Source organism: Streptomyces xinghaiensis S187, from assembly GCF_000220705.2.
Taxonomy (GTDB): Bacteria; Actinomycetota; Actinomycetes; order Streptomycetales; family Streptomycetaceae; genus Streptomyces; species Streptomyces xinghaiensis.
Window position 1 is genome coordinate 3,045,626 of the sequence record NZ_CP023202.1, and the last position, 25,379, is coordinate 3,071,004.

Below are 25,379 nucleotides of genomic sequence, written 5' to 3' on the forward strand. Positions count from 1 at the left end.
AGTGATGGCGAGGTGTTCCGCGCTGTTGACGGACACCCGCCCGGAAAGGACTCGCGGCTCAGGCCCGGCGGTGGACCAGGCGCCCCGCGATGACCGTGGCCAGGCAGCGGGCCCGCTCCCCGCGGGGGGTGTCCGGGGTGCCGGGCTCCCCTCCGGGGGTATCCGGGGCGGCGGCCCGCGGGGCGGAGGTGTCCGGGGCCGCGAAGACCGCGAAGTCCGCGCGGGCGCCCGGGGTGAGCGGCGGAGGCGCGGCGGGGCCGCCCGGTGGCAGGACGCGGAGCCCGGAGCGGGAGACGACGGTGCGGACCCGCGGGCGGGTGAAGGGGCCGGTCAGGCCGGTCGTGCCGGTGGCCAGCAGCTTCTGGAGGGCGCGCCGGGCGCTCTGGCCCCAGCGGGTGTCGGTCATCTCCAGGGCGGCCACGGCCTCGCCCGTGAGCGGGGCGCTGCCCAGTTCGTCGACCTCGTACGGGTCGTCGGGGTGGTAGACCGACTCCAGCAGGGTCCGGGCGCCGGGCTCGTGGCGGCCCGGGGTGAGTTCGCCGTCCCATTCCCGGACCCGGGCCCGGCCGCCGTACTCCGCGAGCAGTTCCTCGTACGGGCCGATGGCCGCGATCCGGTCGCCGTCCACGACCAGCGCGTGCCCGGGGAGCGGCTCGCCCTCCGGCGTGCGCCGCACCACCCGTGCGCGGTGGATCGTCAGCACCGGCCCGTCCTTCCCGATCGGAGTGTTCCGGCCGCCCCGCCGGGCTCAGCCCGCGTCGACGAGCTTGAGCTCCGGGTGGGCCGTGCCGCCCTCGATGGCCGTGGAGGAGAAGTGCGAGACGACGTGGTCGTCGACCGGGTCGTTCGCCGGGTCGTCGTGCACCACCAGGTGCTCGTACGTCGTCGCGCGCTGTGCCGGGACGCGGCCCGCGGCGCGGATCAGGTGGAGCAGCTCCAGCCGGTCGGAGCGGTGTTTCGCGCCGGCCGAGGAGACGACGTTCTCCTCCAGCATCACGGAGCCGAGGTCGTCCGCCCCGTAGTGCAGCGAGAGCTGGCCGACCTCCTTGCCGGTGGTCAGCCAGGAGCCCTGGATGTGGGCGACGTTGTCGAGGAAGAGCCGGGCGATGGCGATCATCCGCAGGTACTCGAAGAGCGTGGCCTGCGTCCGCCCCTTCAGATGGTTGTTCTCCGGCTGGTAGGTGTACGGGATGAACGCGCGGAAGCCGCCGGTCCGGTCCTGCACGTCCCGGATCATCCGCAGGTGCTCGATCCGCTCGGCGTTGGTCTCGCCGGTGCCCATCAGCATGGTGGAGGTCGACTCGACGCCCAGCTTGTGCGCGGTCTCCATGATCTCCAGCCAGCGCTCGCCGGACTCCTTGAGCGGCGCGATGGCCTTGCGCGGCCGCGCGGGCAGCAGTTCGGCGCCCGCGCCCGCGAAGGAGTCGAGGCCGGCGGCGTGGATGCGGCGGATCGCCTCCTCCGGCGTGACGCCCGAGATGCGGGCCATGTGCTCGACCTCGGAGGCGCCGAGGGAGTGGATGACCAGTTGCGGGAACGCCTTCTTGATCGCCGCGAAATGCTTCTCGTAGTACTCCACGCCGTAGTCCGGGTGGTGGCCGCCCTGGAACATGATCTGGGTGCCGCCCAGCTCGACGGTCTCGGCGCAGCGGCGCAGGATGTCGTCGAGATCGCGGGTCCAGCCCTTGGCGGTGTCCTTGGGCGCGGCGTAGAAGGCGCAGAACTTGCACGCCGTCACACAGACGTTGGTGTAGTTGATGTTGCGCTCGATGATGTACGTCGCGATGTGCTCGGTACCGGCGTAGCGGCGGCGGCGTACGGCGTCGGCCGCGGCGCCCAGGGCGTGCAGCGGGGCGTGGCGGTAGAGGTCGAGCGCTTCTTCCGGGGTGATCCGGCCGCCCTCGGCGGCACGGGCGAGTACGGCTGCGCGGTTCGTACCGGCGAGCTCGGAGTTCTCGGGCACCGGGGCGTCCCTTCCGGAAGATTCTGTGGACCGATCCAGCGTACGTCAGCGGTCCGGCGCATCCGGAGGGGCCGTCCGGGAGCGCGGGGCCGGTCGTCCCGTTGCGGTGCGGCGGGGTGTGCGCGGACCGGTCCGGACCGGCGGCCCGGTCGGTTCAGTCCGGTCAGTCCGGTCAGTCCCGGTCAGTCCGGTCAGTCCGCGCGGCGCAGGTCGGCGGTGGGCCTGCCGCCCTTGTCGTCGTCCGAGGCGTAGCGCAGCCGGTCCGCCGACACGGCGGTGAGGGTGACCGTCGCCGGTTCGCCCGTGCACAGAACACCGGAGGAGCCCCTGGAGGTGTCCGTGGTCTCCTTGAGCACCAGCTTCTTCTCACCGGCGGAGACCAGCTCGCCCTTAGCGTAGCAGGCCGTGCCGAGCGCGGAGTACGTCATCCGGGCCACGGTGGCGCCCTTCTTCCCGGCCTTCAGGACGAGGGTCAGCTCGCCGTTCGGGAAGCCGCCGCTCTGGACGATCCCGCCCTGCCAGGTCCCGGTGAACCTCTCCGGCACCGTCGGCACCGAAGGCTCCGCCTGCGCCGGGGGACTCTCCCCGGTGTCGCCGCTCGGGGCCGCGGCGTCGCCACCGCCACCGCGGTTCCCGCCGGGGAGCAGGTCAAGAAATGCGACCGTGGAGGTGCCGATGGCCAGCGCCGCGGCCACCGAGACCATGACGACGCAGCTCACCCGGCGACGGCCCCCGGTCCCCCGGGACATGGTGCGCTCGGCACCGGACGGGCCCGGGGCGGACGATCCCGAGGCCGGCGGGCCCGGAGAGGCGGCACCCTCCGTGGCACGGGGCGGGCCCGTGGCGGTCACCGAGGCGGAGAAGGCGATCCCGCCGCGCCCCGGCCGACCGGGTTGTCCCGGCTGCCCCGCCGGACCCGGGTCCGCGGCCCGGCCGCCCGTACGGGCGGCGCCGGGGCCCGCCCCGGTCCCCGGCGGGCCCGGCTCCACCGGTACGACCGTCACCAGCCCCGAGCCGCCTGCGTCCCCCGGCCACCCCCGGCCCTCCGCGCCCGGCGTGGCCTCCGGTCCGGCGCCCGGCGCCGCGCCGTCCGTCTCCAGGCCCAGCAGTTCCACGGCCCGCCGCCCGACGCCCTCCACCAGCGGCCCGGGGAGCCAGCCGCTCGCCACCGGGCCCCGGACGGCGCCGTCCCCCCGCAGCGGGCCCAGCCGGCGGGCGAGCTCCGCCGGGTGCGGCCGGCCCACCGGGTCCTTGCCGAGGCAGCAGGCGACCAGCTCCCGCAACTCGCCCTCCAGCCCTTCCAGTTCGGGCTCGTCGTGCACCACCTTGTAGAGCAGTGAGGCGGAGCTGTCGCCCGGGAAGGGGTCCGAGCCCCGTGCCGCGTAGGCGAGGACGGCTCCGAGCGAGAAGACGTCCGAGGCGCCGGTGACCTCGCGCCCCAGGATCTGCTCGGGCGACATGTAACCGGGTGAGCCGATGAAGACACCGCTGGCGGTGAGCGAGGCCGTCGCGTCGGTGGCCCGCGCGATGCCGAAGTCGATCAGGCGCGGGCCGTCCATGGTCAGCAGGACGTTCGACGGTTTCACATCGCGGTGGACGAGGCCCAGGCCGTGCACGGCCGCCAGCGCCTCGGCGAGACCGGCGCCCAGGACCCGCACGGTGTGCTCGGGCAGCGGGCCCACCGCGGCCACGGCCTCACTCAGCGCCGGACCGGCGACATAGCCGGTGGCCACCCACGGCACGGCCGCCTCCGGGTCGGCGTCCAGCACCGGCGCCGTCCACGACCCGCCGACGCGCCGCGCCGACTCCACCTCCCGCCGGAAGCGTTCACGGAACTGCCGGTCCGCGGCGAAGTGCGGATGCACCACCTTCACCGCGACCGTGCGGCCCCCGGCGCTGCGCCCCAGATAGACCCGGCCCATGCCGCCCGCGCCCAGCCGGCCCAGCAGCCGGTACGGGCCGATGGCGCGCGGGTCCTGCGTGTCCAGCGGCTGCATGGCGTCCCCCTCGGCTCACCCGGCGCCGCCTCCCCGCGCGGTGCCGCGGCCAGCTTAGGACCCGGGGAGTGCCCGGCGCGGCGGCTCGGTGAAGGGGTGCCGCCGCCGTCCCCCCACCTCCCGGGGCCGGGCCCGGCTCCGGCCGCCCGGTCGCCCTCGGCGGCCTCGTCCCGGTCCCCGGCCCCCGTCCTTGGTCCGCGTCCTCAGTCCGCGTCCCCGTCCCCGTCCCCGTCCCCGTCCTCGTTCTCGTCCTCGTCACCGAGCAGCCGGACCCGGACGTCCGCCGGGTATCCGCTCGTCGGCCCGGTGCGGCGGGCGAACTCGGCGATGCCGGCGAGCTGGCGCGGGCCGAGACTGAAGTCGAGCGTGGTGAAGTACCGTTCCAGCACCTCCGGGCCGAAGGCCTCCCAGCGCGCCGCCTGTTCCGCCACCTTGCCGACCTCCTCCAGCGACAGGTCGCGGGAGGCCAGGAACGCCTCGTGCACCCGGCGCACCACCTCCGGCTCCCTGGCCAGGTAGTCGCGCCGCACCGCCCAGACGGCGAAGACGAAGGGCAGCCCGGTCCACTCCTTCCACAGCTGTCCGAGGTCGTGGACCTGCAGTCCGTACCGGGGGGCTTCGTGCAGGTACGCGCGGAGCGCCGGGTCGCCGATCAGCACCCCGGCCTGCGCCTCGCGCATCATCAGGCCCAGGTCGGGCGGGCAGCTGTAGTAGTCGGGCCGGATGCCGAAGCGTTCGGCCAGCAGCAGCTGGGCGAGGCGGACGGAGGTGCGGGAGGTGGAGCCGAGCGCGACCCGTTCCCCGTCGAGCTGCTCCAACGGGACCTGGGACACGATGTGGCAGGACATCACCGGGCCGTCGCAGCCGACGGCGATGTCGGGGAGCGCGACCAGCTCGTCGGCGTGGCGCAGGAACTCCACGAGCGTGACCGGGCCCATGTCGAGGTCGCCCCGGATCAGCTGCTCGCTGAGCTTCTCGGGGGTGTCCTTGCGCAGGTCGAGGTCGAGCAGGGTACCCGTGCGGGCGAGGCCCCAGTAGAGGGGCACGCAGTTCAGGAACTGGATGTGACCGACCCGGGGACGGTCGCGGCTGTGGTCACGGCTGTGGTCACGGCTGTGACCACAGCCGGTGGCGGCGTCCCCTGCCGTCCGGTCGGCGCGGTCCGCTGCCCGGTCCGCTGCCCGGTCCGCTCGCTCTGTGCGGTCTGCCCGGTCTGCTCGGCCGGATGCGTCTGCTCGGTCGGAATGGTCCACTCCATGAGGCTAACTCCGTCTCCCGGCAGGCCCGGGAGCGGGGCCGAACGGGGGACGCGGGCGGGCGCGGCGGTGTGTGCGGCGGACCGACACTCCGCTCGCGCGCGTCCCGTGGGGAAGCCGGCCGGTAACGGACGAGGAACGGGCGCGTGTCGGCCGGTTGGCCGGTACGGGCGGAGGCCCGGTGCAGGTCACAGCTGTCGCGACGGCTCCCGAATACACCCCACGAACGAGTGATCTTCGCCTCTTTCCTGCCGCAGAGAGCCCGTGCTAGGCTCGCCGCAAGTTGCAGTTTGGTTTCCCTTGCAGTACAGAGCCTGCGGATCATGTGACTCCGCGGGCTTTTGTTTTCAGACTTCTTGCAGGTTCTGGAGCAGGGCAACCCTTTGGCCCAAGGAGGGCTTTATGGCTACCGGAACCGTCAAGTGGTTCAACGCCGAAAAGGGCTTCGGTTTCATCGCCCAGGACGGCGGCGGCCCCGATGTCTTCGTCCACTACTCCGCGATCAACGCGTCTGGCTTCCGCTCCCTGGAGGAGAACCAGACCGTGAACTTCGACGTCACCCAGGGCCCGAAGGGCCCGCAGGCGGAGAACGTCACCCCGGTCTGATCCCGCAGGGATCTCCGGGTCGGCCCATCGCGGCTGACGCGCAGTACCCAAGGAGCCCCGCTCCCCGCTTCGGCGGGGGCGGGGCTTCTGCCCGTCCGGGGCGGGGCCGGGGCAGGGCCGGGCCGGACCCGGGTGCCGGCTCCCGAGCGGGCCGGCACCCGGGTCCGCCCGCCCGGGGGCGGGTTCAGGAACGCCGGTACAGCTCCTCGATGTCCTCCGTGAAGTCCCGCAGGATCACCTGGCGCTTCAGCTTCATCGACGGGGTCAGATGGCCCCTGTCCTCGGTGAAGTCCACCGGCAGCACCCGGAAGCGGCGGATCGACTCGGCCCGGGAGACCGAGGCGTTCGCGTCGTCGACGGCCCGCTGGATGTCGGCGAGGAGTTCCTCGTCCCGCACCAGCTCGCCCAGCGGTACGTCCTGCTTCTTCCGCATCCGCCGCCAGTGCAGCAGCCCGTCCGGCTCCAGGGTGATCAGGGCCGTGACGTACGGGCGGTCGTCGCCGATGACGAGGCACTGGCCGACCAGCGGGTGGGCCCGCAGCCGGTCCTCCAGCGGTGCCGGGGCGACGTTCTTCCCGGCCGCGGTGACGATGATCTCCTTCTTCCGGCCGGTGATGCCGAGATAGCCGTCCTCGTCGAGGACCCCGAGGTCGCCCGTGGCGAACCAGCCCCCGGCATCGGTCTCGGCGCCCCGGACGGCCGCGCCCCGCGCCGCGTCCCAGTAGCCGCTGAACACCTGGCCGCCGCGGAGCAGCACCTCCCCGTCATCGGCGATCCGGGCCGCGGCGCCGGGCAGCGGCATGCCGACCGTGCCGAGCCGCGGCTTGAGCGGCGGGGTGACGGTGGCGGCGGCGGTGGTCTCGGTGAGCCCGTAGCCCTCGAAGATCTCGATGCCCGCGCCCGCGTAGAAGGCGGCGAGCCGGCGGCCGAGCGGGGAGCCGCCGCAGATGGCGTACCGCACCTTGCCGCCGAGCGCGGCCCTGATCCGCCGGTAGACCAGCGGGTCGTAGAGCGCGCGGGCGGCGCGCAGGCCGGGACCCGGGCCGGGTCCGGTGCCGTGCTGTTCGGCCTCCCGCGCCTCCCCGTACCGCTGGGCGATCTTGGCGGCCCGGTCGAAGGAGGAGGCCCGGCCCATCTTCTCCGCGGTGGCGCGGCCGGTGTTGTAGACCTTCTCCAGGACGTACGGGATGGCGAGGAGGAAGGTCGGCTTGAAGCCGGCCAGCGCGGTCAGCAGGTCCTCGGTCTGGATGCTGGGCTGGTGCCCGAGGCGGACCCGGGCGCGGAGGCAGCCGATGGCCACCATCCGGCCGAAGACGTGCGACAGCGGCAGGAAGAGCAGGGTGGAGGCGGGGTCCTTGCTGACCGACTTGAAGACCGGGTGGAGCAGTTCGATGGCGTTGTCGACCTCGGCGAAGAAGTTGCCGTGGGTCAGCACGCAGCCCTTGGGGCGCCCGGTGGTGCCGGAGGTGTAGATGAGGGTGGCGATGGTGTCGGGGCCGAGGCCGGCCCGGCGGGCGGCCACCTCGGAGTCGGGGACGTCCCGGCCGGCCGTCACGAGCAGTTGGACGGCGTCGGTGTCGAACTGCCAGAGGTGCTTCAGCCCCGGCACGTCGGGGCGTATGCCGCTGACCAGCCGGGTCTGGGTGACGTCCTCGACGGCGCAGGCGACGGCGCCGGAGTCCTCGATGATCCAGCGGGTCTGCTCGGCCGAGGACGTCGGGTAGACGGGGACGGTGACGAGGCTGGCCGCCCAGGCGGCGAAGTCCAGCAGCGTCCACTCGTAGCGTGTGCGGGCCATGATGGCCAGCCGCTCGCCGGGGGCGAGACCGTGGGCGATCAGGCCCTTGGCGACGGCCAGCACCTCCTGGGCGAAGGTCGCGGCGCTGACGTCGCGCCAGCTCCCGTCCTCCCGGACCCGGCTGAGGACGATCTCCCCCGGGGCCTCGACGGCGTTGTGGAACGGGATGTCGGCGAGCGAGCCCTGCTCGACGGGCGCCACGAGCGCGGGTACGGCGACCTCGCGGACGGTGCCGTCGACCACGGTCAGCGCCGGCTCCGGCGACTCGGGCGGCACCGCGCCGCGGCGGGGGCGGAGGCGGGAACGGGACACGGGCGGCTCCTCTTGTCTCGGCCGCCCCGGGCGGGCGGCACCGGACGGGGTCCGGGGCGCCCGCGGGCGGGGCGGAGGCCCCGGCTCCGTGGGGAGCGGAGCGGGGCGGCGGGATCAGCGGGGGCGTGCGGTCGTACGAGGGGGTGGGGGGTTGGCTCACGCGCGCGAGTCGGGAGTCGGTGCCGGTGCCGGCTGTCGGTTTCGGGCGTCGGTTCCCTGCGTCGGTTTGGCTGTCGGTTTCGGGTGCGGGGGCGGGGGGCGGGGCCGGGCGGCGGGGTCCGGTGCCGCGGCGGGGCTTTCCGGGCGCGGGGGGGGCGCGCGGGCGGAACCGCCCGCCGGATCAGGGCCGTTCGAGGATCGCCGTCACCCCCTGGCCGCCTGCCGCGCAGATGGAGACCAGGCCGCGCCCCGGCGCGTCGCGCTCGGCGAGCAGCTTGGCGAGCGTGGCGACGATGCGTGCGCCCGTCGCGGCGAAGGGGTGGCCGGTGGCCAGTGAGGAACCGGCGACATTGAGCCGGTCCCGGTCGGCCTCGGGCAGTCCCTGCTTGCGCCAGGCCGCCAGCGTGGCCAGCACCTGGGAGGCGAACGCCTCGTGGATCTCCAGCAGGTCGAAGTCGTCGAGCCCGAGCCCGGCGCGCTCCAGCATCCGCGGCACGGCGTACGCGGGTGCCATCAGCAGACCGTCCTCGCCGCCGACGTAGTCGACGGCCGCCGTCTCGTACGCCGTGAGGTAGGCCAGGGGTTCGAGGCCGCGTTCGGCGGCCCACTCCTCGCTCGCGAGCAGGACGGTCGCGGCGCCGTCGGTGAGCGGGGTGGAGTTGCCCGCCGTCATGGTGGCGTCCCCGTCCTCCGCCCCGTCCCCGACGCCGAACACCGGCTTCAGGCGCGCGAGTTTCTCCGGGCTCGAGTCGGGGCGGAGGTTCTGGTCCCGTTCCAGGCCGCGGAAGGGGACGACCAGGTCGTCGAGGAAGCCGCGGTCGTAGGCGGCGGCGAGGCGGCGGTGGCTGGTGGCGGCCAGCTCGTCCTGCTCCTCGCGGCCGATGCCCCACTCCCGGGCGGTGCGGGCGGCGTGCTCGCCCATCGACAGACCGGTGCGGGGTTCGGCGTTGCGCGGGATGTCGGGGACGAGGTGGCGGGGGCGGACCCCGGCCAGCGCCCCGAGCCGCCCGCCGAGGGAGCGGGCGCGGCGGGCGGCCAGCAGCAGCCGGCGCAGTTCGTCGTTGACGCCGAGCGGGGCGTCGCTGGCCGAGTCCACGCCGCCGGCGACGGCCGAGTCGATCTGCCCCAGCGCGATCTTGTTGGCGGCGGCGATGACGGCCTGGAGTCCGGTGCCGCACGCCTGCTGGACGTCGTAGGCGGGGGTGCGCGGGTCGAGTTCGCTGCCGAGCACGGTTTCGCGGGCGAGGTTGAAGTCCCGGCTGTGCTTGAGGACGGCGCCCGCGGCGAACTCCCCGAGCCGTGCGCCTCCGAGGCCGAAGCGCTCGACCAGGCCGGCGAGGGCGGCGGTCAGCATCCGCTGGTTGGAGGCGGTGGCGTACGGGCCGTCGGCCCGCGCGAAGGGGATCCTGCTGCCGCCGAGGACGGCGACGCGCCGCACCTCGGTGGCGAGGAGGGTGGTGCGGGGACTCATCTCGACCAGCTCCTGACCCGGGAGTAACCTTACTGCGAAGTAAATTTACGCCACGGTGAGGAGTTGGCCAATGGCCGATCGCTATCTTCGTTTCACCGGGACCGCTCCCGGCCGGTTCCTCACCCGCCGGCTGGGCCTGCCCCGCCCCGCGCCCCTGCACCGCTGGTCGCCCGAACGTCCCTCGCTGGACGGCCCGTTGCTCCGGCTGACGGTGGCCGCGCCCTGCCCCGGTCTCGCCGGGGTACTGAACCGGACCGGACTGCCGGTGCGCACGGAGCACCGGGACGACGACGGAACCGCCGGCACCGGGCACCGGGGCAGCGCCCCGTACGCCGCGGTCGTCGTGGACGCCACCGGCGTGGACGGCCCGGACGCGCTGCACGAGGTGCACGCCGCACTCCACCCCGTGGTGCGCTCGGTCGCCACCGGGGGCCGGATCGTCGTCCTCGGCACCGCGCCCGACCCCGCGGACCACCACCGGGCCGCCGCACAGCAGGCCCTCGAAGGCTTCGTCCGCTCCCTGGGCAAGGAGATCGGCAAGGGCTGCACGGTGAACCTGCTCCGGCTCGACCCCGGCGCTGCGGGGACGGCCGCCCTCGGCGCGGCGGCAGCGGCGGCGGAGTCGACGCTGCACTTCCTGCTCTCGCCCAAGTCGGCGTACGTGAGCGGCCAGCCGATCACGGTGCGCGCGGACGCCGTCGGGGCGGAGGGAGCGGACGGGGCGGACGGGGCGGACGGGCCCGAGGGAGCGCAGCCGGCCGGGGCCGGTGGCCCGTCCGACAGCGCGTCCGACGCCGCATCCGCCGCCGCCGCGACGGACCGGACCCGGCCGCTGGCCGGCACGACCGCGCTCGTCACCGGCTGCGCCCGCGGCATCGGCGAGGCGGTCGCCGAGACCCTCGCCCGGGACGGCGCACGGGTCGTCTGCCTCGACATACCGTCCGCGGACAGCGAGTTGACGGCCCTCGCCGGCCGTCTCGGCGGCACCGCCCTGCCCCTGGACATCACGGCGCCCGAGGCCGCCGACCGCATCGCGGCGGCCGTACCCGGCGGGCTCGACATCCTCGTCCACAACGCCGGCATCACCCGGGACCGCAGGCTCGCCAATATGGCGGCCGACCGCTGGGACCAGGTGATCGACGTCAATCTGGGCAGTGTTCTGCGGGTGACGGACCGTCTGCTGAAGGCCGGTGCCCTGCGCCGGGGCACCGGCCGGATCATCGCCACCGCCTCCATCGCCGGGATCGCCGGCAACGCCGGGCAGACCAACTACGCGGCGAGCAAGGCCGGGATCATCGGCTTCACCCGTTCCCTGGCACCGCGCGCGGCGGCCGAGTACGGGGTGACGGTCAACGCCGTCGCCCCCGGCTTCATCGAGACGAAGATGACGGCGGCGGTGCCGCTGCTGATCCGGGAGGCGGGGCGGCGGATGAACTCCCTCGCGCAGGGCGGCCTGCCGGTGGACGTCGCCGAGACCACGGCGTGGCTGGCGCAGCCCGCCTCCGGCGGGGTCAACGGGCAGACGGTCCGGGTCTGCGGGCAGAGCCTGCTCGGGGCGTGACGCCTCCGGCGGGGTGGGGTGGCGCGGGGCGGCGGTGTCGTGTCGCACGGGTTGCCCGGGTTCCGTTCCCGGCGACGCCGTGCGGGTCCGGCGGCCGCGGCGCCGCTGCCCGTTCCTCCGCGCATCCCGCGGGTGTCGCCCCCGCCCTCCCGATACCCGTACCGGCAGCGGACCGCCACCGCGGCAGGGCCCTGCGGAACCGGCCCGGACCGGGCGGGCCCCGACCAGACCCACCAGCCACGATTCCGACGGAGCCCCTCTGACCACGCCGACCGGCCCGACCACCCCGACCACCCCGACCACCCGGCGCCTCACCCGCGCCCCGCGCCTCATGCCCGCCCTCGGCCGGGGTGTGCTGACCGGGATCGGCAAGCGCCCCTCGGCCGGCGCGACGCTCCCCGGCACCCGGCTCCTGCTGCCGGCCGCCCGGATCGACACCGGCCGCGTCCTCCGCTACGCGCGCGTGTGCGGCTTCCGGGAGACCGATCCGCTGCCGATCACCTACCCGCACATCCTGGGCTTCCCCCTCGCCGCCCGCCTCATGGGCGACCGGGCCTTCCCGCTGCCCCTCCTCGGCCTGGTGCACACCGGCATCGAGATCACGCAGCACCGGGCGCTGCGCCCGCACGACCGCCTTGAACTGGCCGTCGGCATCCCCCGGCTCCTCCCCCACCGCCGCGGCACGGAGGCCGAGGTCGTCACGGAGGCCCGGATCGACGGCGAACCGGTCTGGACGGACCGCAGTACGTATCTGGCCCGCCACCGCACCGCTGAGCCCGGCGGTGCCCCGGAGACCGGCGGTGCCCCGGAGCCCGGCCGCACCACCGAGCCCGGCGGCGCCCCCGGGGGAGGCCGGGGACCGGACCCCTCCCGCGGTAGCGGCACGGAGGTGCTCCCCTCCGTCGCCGAGTGGGAGCTCCCCGCCGATCTGGGCCGCCGCCATGCCGCCGTCTCCGGCGACTACAACCCGATCCACCTCCACCCGCTGACCGCCCGGCCCCTGGGGTTCCCCCGGGCCATCGCCCACGGCATGTGGACGTTCGCCCGCTGCGTGGCCGAGACCGACCCGCCGAGCGCGGAACCCGTCACCGTGCGGGCGGAGTTCAGGGCGCCGGTCCTGCTTCCGTCGACCGTCGTCTTCGGCCGCCTCGGTTCCGCCTTCGAACTGCGCGGCGGCCGGGACGGCTCCCGGCTGCACCTCACGGGGACGGTGACCACCTCCGGCGGGGCCTGACCGGCCCGGCCGGCCCGCCGGCCGGCCGACTCGGCCGGCCGCCGCCCCCGCTCAGGGGTTCCGGGTGGTGGTCTTCCCGCGCGGGTGCCAGGGGCGGCCCTCCATCAGATTGGCGAGGCCCGCCCAGGCGAAGTTCATCAGCAGCGCCGCGGTCTCCTTCGCCGACGGCCGGTCCGCGCCGTCACCGGCCGCGCCGCCGGGGAGGGCGCCGGTACCGCCGCCGCCCTCGCCACCGGGGTCGTTGGCCCATCCGGCCAGCGATTCGGCGGCCCCGACCAGGGCGTGCGCCAGTCCGGCCACCTCCCGGTCGGCCAGATCCGGAACGCAGTCGTCCTCCCGCGCCGCGGCGGCGATCAGATGCGTCACGAAGGTGACGATCTCCTCCCGCATGGCCGCGAACTCGCTGACGAAGGGCTCTCCGTGCGTACGGGCCTGGTTGTGCAGCACGGCCCAGCCGTCGGGGCGTTCGGCGGTGTGGGCGAAGAAGCCGCGCAGCCCGCTCCAGAGCTGCTGGTCCGGCGGCGCGTCCTGCGGCTCGACGGCCGCCCGCACGGCGTCGACCAGGGCCGCCGCCTCCCGCCGGATGCAGGCGCTGAACAGCTCTTCCTTCGAGTTGAGATACAGATAGACCAAGGGCTTGGACACACCGGCCAGTTCGGCGATCTCGTCCATCGAGGCGGCCCGGTAGCCGCGCCGGGCGAAGATCGTCACGGCCGCGTCCAGCATCTGCTGTTCCCGCACCGCCCGCGGCATCCGCTTGCCCCTGGTGCCCGTCACTGTCCGCCCCTCCACCGTGCCTACCGGGAGGTAAGTTTACGGCCCGCCCTCCGGCCGCATATGCCAAACGGCTTCCCCGCCCGCGGGAAACCACGCCCGGCCCCGGCAGAGCCGCCCCGGGCGCAGGCGGCTCCGCCGGGAACCCCCGGACCGCCCCTACCGCACGAAAGCGTCCCGGCGGGCCGTGCCGTCCCAGCCGCCGGGCGGCCGGCCCAGGCCGTACAGGGCGGCGACCGTGGGGGCGACGTCGAGGGTGCGGGCCGGGGCGTCGCTGACGGCGCCGCGCCGGACCAGCGGGGAACCGCCGGACACGAAGAAGGGGATGGGCAGCGTGGCCGGGTGACCGTGGTTGCCGGGGATGGGGTTGGAGATCGGCAGCGGGTCGGAGAAGCGGTGGCCGGGGCGCACATAGGCCACGAGATCGCCGGCCTCCGGGCCCAGCCGCAACTCCCCGGGGGCGTGCACGGACAGCACCCCCTCCTCGGCGAGGACGATCTCCCGCATCCGGGCCACGGCCCGGGCCCGGTCGGCGTCCGGTCCGGTCCAGTAGAGGAGGTCCGCGCCGCCGTTCTGCGCGATGACGCAGCGGTCCTTCAGCAGCGGGTCCCTCGCCAGCAGCGGGGCGAGGCTCACCATCGCGAACGGCAGCGACCAGTCCATGGAGTGGTCGGCGAGCACGAGCAGGACGGAGTCCTCCCAGCGGCCGGTGTCCTTCAGGTGACGGACGACCCGGCCGATCTGGTAGTCGGTGCTCACCAGGGCGGCCCTGCGGGCGAGTTCGAGCGTGCCGCCGGTGAGGTCGCTGTGCCCGACCCGGTCGACGTCCCCGAAGTTGACGAACATCAGGTCGGGGTCGGCGCTGTCGATCATCGAGATCACCGCGTCGGCCGTGAAGCCGTCCGGGGCGTGCTCCGTGATCGGCAGCATCGGCTCCGGCTTCCAGTGGAAGTCGGCCCGGGTGTCGAAGATCCCGTGCAGATAGCGCTTGGACAGCACGGAGCCGCTGGTGCGGCCGGTGGCGCGGAGCAGGTCGAAGAGGGTGACGGCCCGCAGGTCGGCGGGGCGGTCCAGGTCGCGCACGGTCTGCTCGGCGCGGTCGTACACGGCGTTCGCGGGGACACCGGAACGGTCGGGGCGCACGCCCGTCATCATCATGACGTGGTTGGGGATGGTCTCCATGACCGGCAGCGACTGGGCGGCCGGGTAGGTGGTGCCGGTGTCGCGCAGCGCGGACAGCCGGGGCATGAACAGCGGCCGGATCTCGTCGGGCCGGCAGCCGTCGACGACGATGACGTAGGTGCGCAGCCGGCCGGCGGGGCGGGCACCGGCGGCGCGGGCGGTGGAGGCGCCGGGGCCGACGATGACGCCGCCGGCGCCGCCGGCGACCGTGGCGAGGAACGAGCGGCGGGACCAGCGGGACCGGTCGGTGGGGGGCATGAGGGCTCCGGGTGGGCTGGGCCCGCGGCCGGCGGCGGGTGCCGGACGGCGGGCGGGCGAGGGGACGGGGGGCGGCCCCCGTTCCGTGGAGGAACGGCACCGGTCCGCGGCCCGGCCCTCCGCGGGGGCGTGCGCCGCATTCCAGGGCACGCGGGTGTCCTTACGGCAACTCACCGGTAACTTCTCGGTCCCAACCGGACGCTGTGACGCATCCGACAGCCCCTGGCCCGGCCGGGAGCTGCCCGCATGCCCGGATTGCCCTTCCCGCGGCGCGTGTTGGCGCCGGCCGGGCACAACGCGGAGGGCCGCCGGGACCGGGTGAACGCGTCACCCGTCCCGACGGCCCCCGAAGGGACGCGGCTCCCGCTACGCCCGTCCGGCGGCGGCCCCCACGGGCTCCCGCCCGGCGCCGTCGTCCCCGGTGTTCTCCCCCTCCCACACCGCGTCGGTGCCGTCCGGGTCGAACAGGGTGGCGCTGTCGTACGCCTCCCGGTCGAGGATCTTCTCCCGGGCCGCGACGACGATCGGCACGGCCGACTGCCCGGCCACGTTCGTCGCGGTGCGCATCATGTCCAGCACCGGGTCGATGGCCAGCAGCAGGCCCACGCCCTCCAGCGGGAGGCCCAGCGTGGAGAGGGTCAGGGTCAGCATCACGGTGGCACCGGTCAGTCCGGCGGTGGCCGCCGAGCCGATGACCGAGACGAAGACGATCAGCAGATAGTCTCCGATGCCCAGCTGCACACCGAAGATCTCCGCGATGAAGATGGCGGCGAGGGCCGGGTAGACCGCGGCGCAGCCGTCCATCTTCGTCGTCGCGCCGAACGGGACGGCGAATGACGCGTACTCGCGCGGCACGCCCAGGCGTTCGGTGACCCGCTGGGTGACGGGCATCGTCCCGACCGAGGAGCGGGAGACGAACGCGAGCTGGATCGCGGGCCAGGCGCCGCGGAAGAACTGCAGCGGGCTGACCCTGGCGACCGTCGCCAGCAGCAGCGGGTAGACGCCGAACATGACCAGCGCGCAGCCGATGTAGACGTCCGCGGTGAAGGTCGCGTACTTGCCGATCAGATCCCAGCCGTACGCGGCGATGGCGTTGCCGATCAGGCCGAGGGTACCGAGCGGGGCGAGGCGGATGACCCACCACAGGGCCTTCTGCAGCAGGGCGAGCACCGATTCGCTGAACTCCAGGACGGGGCGGGCCCGTTCGCCGATCTTCAGGGCGGCGATGCCCGCCACGGCGGCCATGAAGACGATCTGCAGCACGTTGAGGTCGGTGAACGGCGTGATGACGTCCGTCGGGACGATGCCGGTCAGGAAGTCGAGCCAGGAGCCGGCGCTCTCCGGGCGGGAGCCGTCGGCGGGGGTGAGGCCGGTGCCCTCGCCGGGGTTGGTGAGCAGGCCGATGGTGAGGCCGATGGCCACGGCGATCAGCGAGGTCGCCATGAACCAGAGCAGGGTGCGGGAGGCCAGCCGGGCGGCGTTGTTGACCTTCCGCAGGTTGGTGATCGAGACGAGGATCGCGAAGAAGACGAGCGGGGCCACCGCCAGCTTCAGCAGCTGGACGAAGAGGCTGCCGGTGCGCTCCAGGGTGGCGGCCAGCCAGGCGACGTCCCAGGTGCGGGCGGCCCAGCCGAGCAGCACACCGAGGACGAGGCCGAGGAGTATCTGGGCCCAGAAGGGCACATGGGGAAGTCGCGGCGTCCGGCCGGGTGTTCGTGCCGTGCCGGACGGGCCCGGGGAGCCGGCCGGCCCCGGGGAGCCGGAGGGCTCGGGCGCATCAGGGGCGTTGGGGGAGGACGCGGTGGTCACGGACACACTCCGTCGGTGAGAGGGGGAAGGGGAGGAGGGGGACGGGCCGCACCCGCCCGGACCGCGCCCGGAGGACGGCGGCGCGGACCCGGGGGACGGGACGGACGCCGGAGACGGGACGGCCGTGGAGGGTGGCCGCCGGCCGGCCCGACGGACCCGGGGGCGGACCGCGCCGGAAGCGCGCGGGCGTGCGGGAACCGGGGGACCCGGGGCGGTGGGCGGCCGTGGTCGCACCCCGCGCCCTCACTCGGGCGGTACGGGGCGGCAGCACGGCTGCTCGGTCGCGTCAGTGGCGGCGACAGGCCGCGGAGAGGCAGCGGCAGAGATCGACATGAAGGCGTGCCACGAGCGGGATGCCCGGTGTGCAGTGGCGCGCGGTCGTCGTCATGCGCACCACCGTAACACCGGACCTGGGAACCACAAAGATGAGCGGCGCTATCGCTTCACATCGAAGGCGCGAAGATGATCCAGCCTGGAGATCATCCGCCTGAGCAGCAAGAACCCCGCCGGAAGCGGTCGCTTCGACGGCGGGGTGCGGGGTCGCCCGGAGCGCCTTTCGGAGCGCTCTCCGGAGGAAGCCCGGACGGGTCGGGGCGGCGGACCCGGAGCGGGCTCACGGCCCGGGCGGCGGGCTCAGCCCCGGGCGCGGGCGGCGTCGTCGGCGCCGTCCTCCTGGCGCTGGTCGGCGGCCAGCCGCTGCTTGGCCCGCTCCACCTTCTCCACGACCTGCTCGGACATCGCCAGACGCTGCTTCCGCAGCAGCACCCAGCTCAGCGGTGCGGAGAGCACCAGGCCGAGCAGGATGACCCAGAACACCTGGGAGTCCCCGATCCCCGCCGGGACCACACCGAGATAGCTCAGGCCCCAGGCCGCCAGGAAACAGGCGGCGAACAGGGCGAAGCGCAGGACGGTGTAGCGGATGGCGGCGTTCCGCCCGCCACCGGCGCTGCTGCCACGGGTGCTACTGCTGCTCGTGCTGCTGCTCACGGGAGGAACCTTCTTCGCGGCGGCGACCGAATGGGCCGGTATGGCTGGTATGGCTGTCCTCCCAGTGAAGCACAGCGCCCCTGCCGTCAATCCAGCGGCAGCCACATGGTGACGTCGTCCCGGTAGTCGTCCTCCGCGACCTTGATCGCGTCGGGCACCCGGCCGACCTCCTTGTAGCCGCAGGCGGCGTAGAAGCGGTCGGCGCCGGTGCCGCCCCGGCAGGTGAGCCGGAGACCGCGGATGCCCTCGGCACCGCGCGCGGCGTCCGCGACGGCGGCCATCAACTCCCGCCCCGCGCCCCGCCCCTGGAGGGAGGGGTGCACCATGACGGTGTACACCCACAGCCAGTGGCGCATGAGCCGGTGGGTGTTGAGGGTGAGGAAGGCCGTCGCCATCGGGCGGCCCCGCTCGTCGGTGCCGACGACCAGGCGGCTGCGCCCCTCGACCATCGCCACCAGCTGCCTGACCAGCTCCGGCCGGATCTCCTCGGGGGTCACCGGCGGCAGGAAGCCGACGGCGCCCCCGGCGTTGGAGACGTCCGCCCACAGCGAGAGGATGCCCTCCCGGAGTTCGGGGGACACCGGGGGATCCAGGGTGAAAGTAAGTGGCACCCTTGGATCCTAGCCCTTACCCGATCGGCACTCAATCGGCGCGGTGAAGGCTGTGGGACACCCCGGTCCGGCCGGACCGGCGTGGACAACAAGCCGCAAGCCGGGCGCCCGCGACCGCCCGCCCTCAGCCGTCCAGCACCCCGGCCGCGATCCGCAGATCCGCGACCAGCCCCGCACGCACCGCCTCGCGGTCGTCCTCCGCGCGCAGCACGGCGGACGGATGGATCGTCGCCACCAGCGGGCCCTCCCAGGCCGCACCCGCGGCCTCCCCTCCACCGGCGGCCCGGCCCCCGCGCCCCTCACCGTCACCGGCACCGCTCTCCCGCCCCGGCCCCGGCCCCAGTTCCGGTTCCGGGGCGGACCAGGTCAGCAGCCGGCCGCGCTCCTTCGTCACCCGGAACGCGGAGCCGAGCAGCGCCTTGCCCGCCGTGGCCCCCAGGGCGACGATCACCTCCGGGTCCAGCAGCTCCAGTTCGGCCGCGAGCCAGGGGCGGCACGCGGTCATCTCCCGGAGGGTCGGCGGCTTGTGGATGCGCCGCTTGCCGCGCTCGGCCCGGCGCTCGAACTTGAAGTGCTTGACGGCGTTCGTGACATACGCCTCCCCCGGGTCGACGCCCGCCTCGGCCAGGGCCTCGTCCAGCACCCGGCCCGCCGGGCCGACGAACGGTTCCCCGCGCCGGTCCTCCTGGTCCCCGGGCTGTTCCCCGAGGAGGACGATCCGGGCGGAGGCGTCACCGCGGCCGAAGACGGCCTGCGTCGCGTCCCGGTGCAGCGGGCAGCCGCGGCAGCCGGCGACGGACTCGCGGAGCGCCGCCAGGTCCGCCCCGCGCGGCACGAACGGCGCGGCGTCGTACCGCTCCTCCGGACCGCCGCCACCGCCGGCCCCGCCGCCCCGGGTCTTCTCGGTGCGTCCCATACGGCGCGGGTACCCGGCCGCCGCGGGACCAGTCCGGGCACACGTCCGCCCCGGAGACGCGGCGCGTCGTACGCGCGTCCGGGGCGGACGGAACGGAGAAACGGCGGAGCCGGAGAAACGGCGGACCCGGGGGAACGGAGAGCCGGGGGAACGGAGAGCCCGGACGGCTCAGACCCGCATCGCCTGCGGCGTCTCGCGCCGGTCCGGGTCCGGGCCCGGGTACTCCTTGATGATCTCGTAGCGGGTGTTCCGCTCGACGGGTCGGAAGCCGGCGTCGCGGATCAGCTCCAGCAGGTCCTCACGGGTCAGCTTGTCGGGCGTCCCGTAGTTGTCCGCGTCGTGCGTGATCTTGTACTCGACGACCGAGCCGTCCATGTCGTCCGCCCCGTGCTGGAGCGCGAGCTGCGCCGTCTGCACGCCGTGCATCACCCAGAAGACCTTGACGTGCGGCACGTTGTCGAACAGCAGCCGGGAGACCGCGAAGGTCTTCAGCGCCTCGGCGCCGGTTGCCATGGTGGTCCGGGCCTGGAGCCGGTTGCGGATCTTGCCGTCCTTCATGTCCACGAAGTCGTGCTGGTAGCGGAGCGGGATGAAGACCTGGAACCCGCCGGTCTCGTCCTGGAGTTCGCGCAGCCGGAGCACGTGGTCCACGCGGTGGCGCGGCTCCTCGATGTGCCCGTAGAGCATCGTGGAGGGCGTCTTGAGGCCCTTGGAGTGGGCGAGGCGGTGGATGCGCGACCAGTCCTCCCAGTGGGTGCGGTGGTCGACGATGTGCTGCCGCACCTCCCAGTCGAAGATCTCGGCGCCGCCGCCGGTCAGCGACTCCAGACCGGCGTCGATCAGCTCGTCGAGGATCTCCGAGGCGGACAGGCCCGAGATCGTCTCGAAGTGGTGGATCTCCGTGGCCGTGAACGCCTTCAGCGAGACGTCCGGCAGCGCCTTCTTCAGCTCCCTCAGCGAGCGCGGGTAGTAGCGCCAGGGCAGCGTCGGGTGGAGTCCGTTGACGATGTGCAGCTCGGTGAGGTTCTCGCTCTCCATCGCCGTGGCGAGGCGGACGGCCTCCTCGATGCGCATCGTGTACGCGTCCTTCTCGCCCGGCTTCCGCTGGAAGGAGCAGTAGGCGCAGGACGCGGTGCACACGTTCGTCATGTTGAGGTGCCGGTTGACGTTGAAGTGCACGACGTCGCCGTTCTTGCGCGTGCGCACCTCGTGGGCCAGGCCGCCGAGCCAGGCCAGGTCGTCGCTCTCGTAGAGGGCGATGCCGTCCTCCCGGGTCAGCCGCTCCCCGGCGAGAACCTTCTGCTCCAGCTCGCGCTTGAGGCCCTCGTCCTGAGCAGATGCAGCCATGCGGCAGCCTCCCATTACCTCGTCAATCGGACTCCGTCGAGCCTACGCCCTCGCGCCCGGCGCTCACTCCCCGGGCAGTTCCCCGACCCGGTCCTCCCACTTGGTGGAGAGCACGATCGTGGTGCGGGTGCGGGAGACGCCCTTGATCGCGGAGAGGCGGCGGATGATCGACTCCAGTCCGTCCACGTCGGTGGCGCGCACCTTGAGCATGTAGGAGTCGTCACCGGCGATGAACCAGCAGTCCTCGATCTCGCCCAGATCGCGCAGCCGGTGCGCCATGTCCTCGTGGTCCGTGGCGTCCGAGAGCGAGATGCCGATCAGCGCCGTGACGCCGAGGCCCAGGGACGCGGAGTCGACGGTCGCCCGGTAGCCGGTGATCACGCCCGCCCCCTCCAGGCGGTTGATCCGGTCGGTGACACTCGGGCCCGACAGCCCGACCAGCCGCCCCAGCTCCGCGTACGAGGCCCTGCCGTTCTCCCGCAGAGCCTGGATGAGCTGCCTGTCCACCGCGTCCATGACGTTGAAGCCTTCCGATGCTCAGCACTGTCGCGCGATGCGCGAAGATCGTGGATGGGAGTTGTGAATCCAAGAATCGCAGGGCGTGCGGCCTGCGACCCACCCGGCCCATCGGGGACGGGCCTTCGGATGCGGGGTTTCACTCACCCGCGCCGCCCGTCCGGGGGCCGGGGCGCTCTCCGGCGGCCCCGCCCAGCGCTCCGTCCCACCTGCGGTACAGCTTGTGCGGTACGCCCGCCGCGTCGAGCACCCGGCCCGCCACGAAGTCGACCAGGTCCTGGATGTCCGTCGCGCCCGCGTAGAAGGCCGGGGAGGCGGGCAGCACCACCGCTCCGGCCTCGTCCAGCGCCACCAGCTGGCGCAGCGTCGGCCCGCTCAGCGGCGTCTCCCGCACGGCCATCACCAGCGGGCGGCGCTCCTTGAGGGTGACGCTCGCCACCCGCTGCAGCAGATCCTTCGACAGCCCCAGCGCGATCCCGGCCACGGAGGCCGTGCTCGCCGGGACGACCAGCATGCCGCGCACCGGGTACGAGCCCGAGGACGGCCCCGCCGCGAGATCCCCGGCCGGCCAGTAGCGCACCGCCTCCAGGTCCGGCAGGGACGCCTCGAAGCGGTCGGGGGTGCCGTCGGCGCCCCGCGCGAGCCAGCGGCGCAGGTCCTCCCGCCAGTGCGCGTCCCGGAAGGAGATCCCCGTCTCGTCCAGCAGCGTCAGCCGGGACGCCCGGCTGACCACCAGGTCCACCGTCTCCCCGGCGTGCAGGAGCGCCCGCAGCACCGCGGCGGCGTAGGGCGTGCCGGACGCCCCGGACACCCCCACGACCCAGGGGCGGCGCCCCGCGCGGACCGGGGACGCGCCGGTCGTCTCGTACTGTTCTCCGTGCGGCGGCTCCACGGTTCGAGCCTATCGGGAGCCCCCGGCCGGAACAGGACAAGGTACCCCGGCCGTTCTTCTGGGCAGAAGTACACGGAGTGTGAGGGGGAACCATGAGCTACGGAAGTTACGGATCCGGCTGGCCGCCACCGGGGCGGCCCGCCCCGCGGCCCGAGCCGAGCGGCGGCCAGAAGGCGAAGGCCGCGGCCGGTCTGATGGCCGCCTGGGTGGCACTGCTGTGGCTGCTGGAGTTCATCGACGTGGCCACCGGCAACTCCCTCGACACCTACGGCGTCTCCCCGCGTGACACCGGCGAGCTGCGCGACGTGATTCCGGCGTCGTTCCTCCACTTCGGCTTCGACCACGTCGCGGCGAACACCGTTCCGCTGGCCCTCTTCGGCTTCCTCGCCGCGCTGCGCGGCATCGGCCGCTTCCTGGCCGTCGTCGCGGTGATCGTGGTGACCGGCGGGCTCGGGGTCTGGCTGACGGCTCCCGCCGGGTCCGTCACCGCCGGGGCCTCGATCGTCGTCTTCGGCCTCTTCGGCTATCTGGTGGTGCGGGGCTTCATCGACCGGGTGGTGACGGACGTCATCGTCGGCCTGGTGATCGCCGTGCTGTACGGCTCGATCATCTGGGGCGTGCTGCCCACCGCGGGCTCCGTGAGCTGGCAGGGCCACCTCTTCGGGCTGATCGGCGGGGTGATCGCGGCGGTGGTGTTCCGCCGCCGGGCCGGTGCGGGCGGACGGCGGGAGACCATCGTCGGCTGACGTCCCCGGCAGGACGGGCACGGGCGGCTCCCCTCACACGGTCAGTCCGCGCACCACCAGGTCGAGCAGGGTGAACAGGAACAGCACCACACCGATCACGCCGTTGACCGTGAAGAACGCCCGGTTCAGCCGGGACAGGTCGTGCGGCCGCACGATCGAGTGCTCGTAGACGAACGCCACCGCCACGATCGCCAGGCCCGCCCAGAAGAACGCGCCCGCGCCCGTCAGCGCCCCGTACCAGACGAGCAGTCCCGTGGTGACGACGTGCGCGCCGCGCGCCCCGTGCAGCGCGGCCGGGACGCCGAAGCGGGCGGGGACGGAACGCACGCCCTCGGCGCGGTCCGCCGCCACGTCCTGGCTGCCGAAGATCAGGTCGAAGCCGCCGATCCAGACGCCGACGGCGAGCCCGAGCACGACCGCGTCCCACGACCAGGCCCCGGTCACCGCGATCCACGCCCCGACCGGGCCGATCGCCTGGGCCAGCCCCAGGATGGCGTGCGGGAAGTCCGTGAACCGCTTGCCGTACGGATAGACCACCATCGGGACGACGGCGATCGGCGCCAGCGCCAGGCAGAGCGGGTTGAGCAGGGCCGCCGCGCCCAGGAAGACGGCGAGGGCGATCAGCGCGCCGGTCCAGGCGGAGCGCACCGACACCGCGCCCGTCACCAGCTCCCGCCCCGCGGTGCGCGGATTGCGGGCGTCTATCTCCCGGTCGATGATCCGGTTGGCGGCCATGGCGAAGGTCCGCAGCCCGACCATCGCCACGGTGACGAGGAACAGCTCCCACCAGTGGACGGTCCCGTCGTCCAGGAACATCGCGGTGAGCGAGGCGATGTAGGCGAAGGGCAGCGCGAAGACCGAGTGCTCGATCATCACCAGCCGCAGGAACGCCCGGACCCCGCCCTTCCCGGCCCCGGCGGGCCGCGCCGGGACGGGCTCCCGCTCCGGCAGGGGGTGCCCGGAGGCGGCGGATTCCGCGCTCACAGCCCGTACTCCGCCCAGCGCCGGCTCACCAGCTCGGCGGTCTCCGGGTCCGGCAGCACCATCCGCGGCCAGCCGCCGTCCCGCGTGTAGCCCTCCTCGGGCAGCTTCGCGGTGGCGTCGATACCGGCCTTGCCGCCCCAGAACTGCTGGTAGGAGGCGTGGTCGAGATGATCGACGGGTCCCTCGGCCACCGTGAGGTCGCGGGCGTAGTCGGTGTTGCCCAGCGCACGCCAGGCCACCTCGTGCAGATCGTGCACGTCGCAGTCGGAGTCGACCACGATGATCAGCTTGGTCAGCGACATCATGTGGGCGCCCCAGATGGCGTGCATCACCTTCTGCGCGTGCTTCGGGTACTTCTTGTCGATCGAGACGATCGCGCAGTTGTGGAAGCCGCCCGCCTCGGGGAGGTGGTAGTCCACGATGTCCGGGATGATGATCTTGAGCAGCGGCAGGAAGAACCGCTCGGTGGCCCGGCCCAGCGGACCGTCCTCCGTCGGCGGCCGGCCCACCACGATCGACTGCAGCAGCGGCCGCTTCCGCATCGTCACGCAGTCGATGGTCAGTGCGGGGAACGGTTCCTGCGGGGTGTAGAAGCCGGTGTGGTCGCCGAACGGCCCCTCCGGCAGCATCCGTCCCGGCTCCAGCCAGCCCTCCAGCACCACCTCGGCCCGCGCCGGCACCTGCAGCGGCACCGTCTTGCAGTCGGTCATCTCGATCCGCTTGCCCTGCACGAAACCGGCGAAGAGGTACTCGTCGATGTCGCCGGGGAGCGGGGCCGTGGAGGCGTACGTCACCGCCGGCGGGCAGCCGAAGGCGATGGCGACCGGCAGCCGCTCACCGCGCCGGGACGCCGTCTGGTAGTGGTTGCGGCTGTCCTTGTGGATCTGCCAGTGCATGCCGATGGTGCGCCGGTCGTGCCGCTGGAGCCGGTAGAGGCCGAGGTTGCGGATCCCGGTCTCCGGGTCCTTGGTGTGGGTGAGGCCGAGGTTGAAGAAGGAGCCGCCGTCCTCCGGCCAGGTGAACAGCGCGGGCAGCTGTTCGAGATCGACGTCGTCGCCGGTGAGGACGGTCTCCTGGACGGGGGCGTCCTTGACCTTCTTCGGCGGTACGTGCGTCATGCCGGCGAGCTTCCCGAACGCCTCGCGCATCCCGGTGAAGCCCTGCGGCAGCTCGGGCCTGAGCAGCCCGCCGATCTTGTCACTGATGTCGGCGTAGGAGTTCAGACCGAGGGCCTTGAGCAGCCTGCGGTCGGTGCCGAAGACGTTCATCGCCAGCGGCATCGAGGAGCCCTTGACGTTCTCGAAGAGCAGTGCGGGACCGCCGGCCTTGTTGACCCGGTCGGTGATCTCCCCCACTTCCAGGTAGGGATCGACCTCGGCCTTGACGCGCTTGAGGTCACCGTCGCGCTCCAGCGCCCGCAGCAGCGAGCGCAGATCGTCGTAAGCCATGCGGACCAGTATCCGTCACCCCGTACGCTGGAGTTGTCACCGGGGCTGTCCCGGATCCGCCACCGTACTTCAGGGGGCCTGCTCCGACATGTTGAGGTATCTGCCGTTTCTCCTGGTCCTGGCGTTGTGGATCTACGCGTTCATCGACTGCCTCAACACGCCTGAGGACCAGGTCCGCAAGCTCCCGAAGCCGGTGTGGGTGCTGATCGTGGTGCTCTTCGGCTATGTGCTGTTCGGCTCGCTCGCGTGGCTGCTGGCCGGCCGGCCGCGGCGCACCGCGGGGGCGGGCGGCGGCTGGGGCGGCGGGCGCGGAGTGCGCGGCGGCGGCCAGTGGATCGCGCCCGACGACAACCCCGACTTCCTCCGCTCGCTCGACGACGAGCACAAGGACCGCAAGAAGGACGGGAACGGCCCGGACGACGGCCCGAAGGGCTGACCGGCCCGGGAACACCCGCGGGCCCGGACCGGGGCCGTACAGCGCAACGTGAAGGCGCCCCCCGCTGACCGGAGGGCGCCTTCTCGTTGCGCTGTTGCGCGGGGTCGCGCGGGGTG

The 25,379-nt window shown here is 73.8% G+C and carries 22 protein-coding genes; 5 read left to right on the plus strand and 17 right to left on the minus strand.

What is annotated here, in order from left to right:
• Positions 1-58: 58 nt before the first annotated feature.
• The 4 genes from SXIN_RS13005 to SXIN_RS13020 all read right to left on the minus strand — a co-directional run bounded on the left by SXIN_RS13005 (position 59) and on the right by SXIN_RS13020 (position 5,024).
• Complete coding sequence (locus SXIN_RS13005) at positions 59-703, minus strand: imidazolonepropionase-like domain-containing protein (protein WP_095757012.1); 645 nt, start codon at positions 701-703, stop codon at positions 59-61.
• Positions 704-748: 45 nt separating this feature from the next.
• Complete coding sequence (mqnC, locus tag SXIN_RS13010) at positions 749-1,963, minus strand: cyclic dehypoxanthinyl futalosine synthase (RefSeq protein WP_019707744.1); 1,215 nt, start codon at positions 1,961-1,963, stop codon at positions 749-751.
• 191 nt (positions 1,964-2,154) lie between these two features.
• Positions 2,155-3,960 carry a serine/threonine-protein kinase gene (locus SXIN_RS13015; RefSeq protein ID WP_095757013.1) on the minus strand — a complete coding sequence of 602 codons (1,806 nt, stop codon included), beginning with the start codon at positions 3,958-3,960 and terminating at the stop codon, positions 2,155-2,157.
• A gap of 203 nt (positions 3,961-4,163) precedes the next feature.
• Complete coding sequence (locus SXIN_RS13020) at positions 4,164-5,024, minus strand: menaquinone biosynthetic enzyme MqnA/MqnD family protein (RefSeq protein ID WP_050930702.1); 861 nt, start codon at positions 5,022-5,024, stop codon at positions 4,164-4,166.
• Positions 5,025-5,618: 594 nt separating this feature from the next.
• On the opposite strand from SXIN_RS13020, the gene SXIN_RS13025 reads away from it, so the two are divergent.
• Positions 5,619-5,822, plus strand: coding sequence for a cold-shock protein (locus tag SXIN_RS13025; RefSeq protein ID WP_019707740.1), 204 nt, complete (start codon positions 5,619-5,621; stop codon positions 5,820-5,822).
• A 184-nt stretch (positions 5,823-6,006) separates the two neighbouring features.
• On the opposite strand, the gene SXIN_RS13030 is transcribed toward SXIN_RS13025, so the two are convergent.
• Complete coding sequence (locus tag SXIN_RS13030) at positions 6,007-7,896, minus strand: AMP-dependent synthetase/ligase (protein WP_039818326.1); 1,890 nt, start codon at positions 7,894-7,896, stop codon at positions 6,007-6,009.
• Between the two features lie 376 nt (positions 7,897-8,272).
• A complete protein-coding gene (locus SXIN_RS13035; RefSeq protein WP_095757014.1) occupies positions 8,273-9,562 on the minus strand; it encodes an acetyl-CoA C-acetyltransferase in 1,290 nt (429 codons plus the stop codon).
• 70 nt (positions 9,563-9,632) lie between these two features.
• Between SXIN_RS13035 and SXIN_RS13040 the strand changes: the two genes are divergently transcribed.
• Together SXIN_RS13040 and SXIN_RS13045 are read left to right on the plus strand one after the other, a co-directional pair.
• Positions 9,633-11,123 (plus strand): 3-oxoacyl-ACP reductase, encoded by a 1,491-nt coding sequence (locus SXIN_RS13040; protein WP_019707738.1) that lies wholly within the window; start codon positions 9,633-9,635, stop codon positions 11,121-11,123.
• Between the two features lie 331 nt (positions 11,124-11,454).
• Positions 11,455-12,357 (plus strand): MaoC/PaaZ C-terminal domain-containing protein, encoded by a 903-nt coding sequence (locus tag SXIN_RS13045; RefSeq protein WP_019707737.1) that lies wholly within the window; start codon positions 11,455-11,457, stop codon positions 12,355-12,357.
• A gap of 51 nt (positions 12,358-12,408) precedes the next feature.
• On the opposite strand, the gene SXIN_RS13050 is transcribed toward SXIN_RS13045, so the two are convergent.
• The 9 genes from SXIN_RS13050 to SXIN_RS13090 all read right to left on the minus strand — a co-directional run bounded on the left by SXIN_RS13050 (position 12,409) and on the right by SXIN_RS13090 (position 21,649).
• On the minus strand, positions 12,409-13,110 hold the full coding sequence (locus tag SXIN_RS13050; protein WP_019706569.1) for a TetR/AcrR family transcriptional regulator: 702 nt from the start codon (positions 13,108-13,110) through the stop codon (positions 12,409-12,411).
• A gap of 180 nt (positions 13,111-13,290) precedes the next feature.
• Positions 13,291-14,571 carry an alkaline phosphatase family protein gene (locus SXIN_RS13055; RefSeq protein WP_095757015.1) on the minus strand — a complete coding sequence of 427 codons (1,281 nt, stop codon included), beginning with the start codon at positions 14,569-14,571 and terminating at the stop codon, positions 13,291-13,293.
• A gap of 366 nt (positions 14,572-14,937) precedes the next feature.
• The gene (locus SXIN_RS13060; protein ID WP_019707736.1) at positions 14,938-16,254 is read right to left on the minus strand and encodes a dicarboxylate/amino acid:cation symporter; all 1,317 of its coding nucleotides are present in this window, start codon (positions 16,252-16,254) and stop codon (positions 14,938-14,940) included.
• Positions 16,255-17,013: 759 nt separating this feature from the next.
• A complete protein-coding gene (locus SXIN_RS13065) occupies positions 17,014-17,367 on the minus strand; it encodes a DUF4229 domain-containing protein (RefSeq protein WP_238153750.1) in 354 nt (117 codons plus the stop codon).
• Between the two features lie 86 nt (positions 17,368-17,453).
• Complete coding sequence (locus SXIN_RS13070; protein WP_039820545.1) at positions 17,454-17,978, minus strand: GNAT family N-acetyltransferase; 525 nt, start codon at positions 17,976-17,978, stop codon at positions 17,454-17,456.
• Positions 17,979-18,102: 124 nt separating this feature from the next.
• Entirely contained in the window at positions 18,103-18,894 is a 792-nt protein-coding gene (locus SXIN_RS13075) for a UdgX family uracil-DNA binding protein (RefSeq protein ID WP_019707733.1), read from the minus strand.
• Between the two features lie 168 nt (positions 18,895-19,062).
• Positions 19,063-20,241 carry an aminofutalosine synthase MqnE gene (gene mqnE, locus SXIN_RS13080; protein WP_019707732.1) on the minus strand — a complete coding sequence of 393 codons (1,179 nt, stop codon included), beginning with the start codon at positions 20,239-20,241 and terminating at the stop codon, positions 19,063-19,065.
• Between the two features lie 63 nt (positions 20,242-20,304).
• Positions 20,305-20,757 carry an Lrp/AsnC family transcriptional regulator gene (locus SXIN_RS13085; RefSeq protein ID WP_019707731.1) on the minus strand — a complete coding sequence of 151 codons (453 nt, stop codon included), beginning with the start codon at positions 20,755-20,757 and terminating at the stop codon, positions 20,305-20,307.
• A 139-nt stretch (positions 20,758-20,896) separates the two neighbouring features.
• Positions 20,897-21,649 carry a UbiX family flavin prenyltransferase gene (locus tag SXIN_RS13090; protein WP_019707730.1) on the minus strand — a complete coding sequence of 251 codons (753 nt, stop codon included), beginning with the start codon at positions 21,647-21,649 and terminating at the stop codon, positions 20,897-20,899.
• Positions 21,650-21,843: 194 nt separating this feature from the next.
• On the opposite strand from SXIN_RS13090, the gene SXIN_RS13095 reads away from it, so the two are divergent.
• On the plus strand, positions 21,844-22,395 hold the full coding sequence (locus tag SXIN_RS13095; RefSeq protein WP_039820546.1) for a rhomboid family intramembrane serine protease: 552 nt from the start codon (positions 21,844-21,846) through the stop codon (positions 22,393-22,395).
• Positions 22,396-22,428: 33 nt separating this feature from the next.
• On the opposite strand, the gene mqnP is transcribed toward SXIN_RS13095, so the two are convergent.
• Together mqnP and SXIN_RS13105 are read right to left on the minus strand one after the other, a co-directional pair.
• Positions 22,429-23,379 carry a menaquinone biosynthesis prenyltransferase MqnP gene (gene mqnP / locus SXIN_RS13100; RefSeq protein ID WP_019707728.1) on the minus strand — a complete coding sequence of 317 codons (951 nt, stop codon included), beginning with the start codon at positions 23,377-23,379 and terminating at the stop codon, positions 22,429-22,431.
• Positions 23,376-24,827, minus strand: a complete 1,452-nt coding sequence (locus SXIN_RS13105) for a menaquinone biosynthesis decarboxylase (protein ID WP_019707727.1) — start codon at positions 24,825-24,827, stop codon at positions 23,376-23,378. Before SXIN_RS13105 ends, mqnP begins: the two co-directional genes overlap by 4 nt.
• Positions 24,828-24,915: 88 nt before the next feature.
• Here SXIN_RS13105 and SXIN_RS13110 point away from each other — a divergent pair, with 88 nt between their 5' ends.
• Positions 24,916-25,263, plus strand: a complete 348-nt coding sequence (locus tag SXIN_RS13110) for a PLDc N-terminal domain-containing protein (RefSeq protein WP_095757016.1) — start codon at positions 24,916-24,918, stop codon at positions 25,261-25,263.
• Positions 25,264-25,379: the final 116 nt, after the last annotated feature.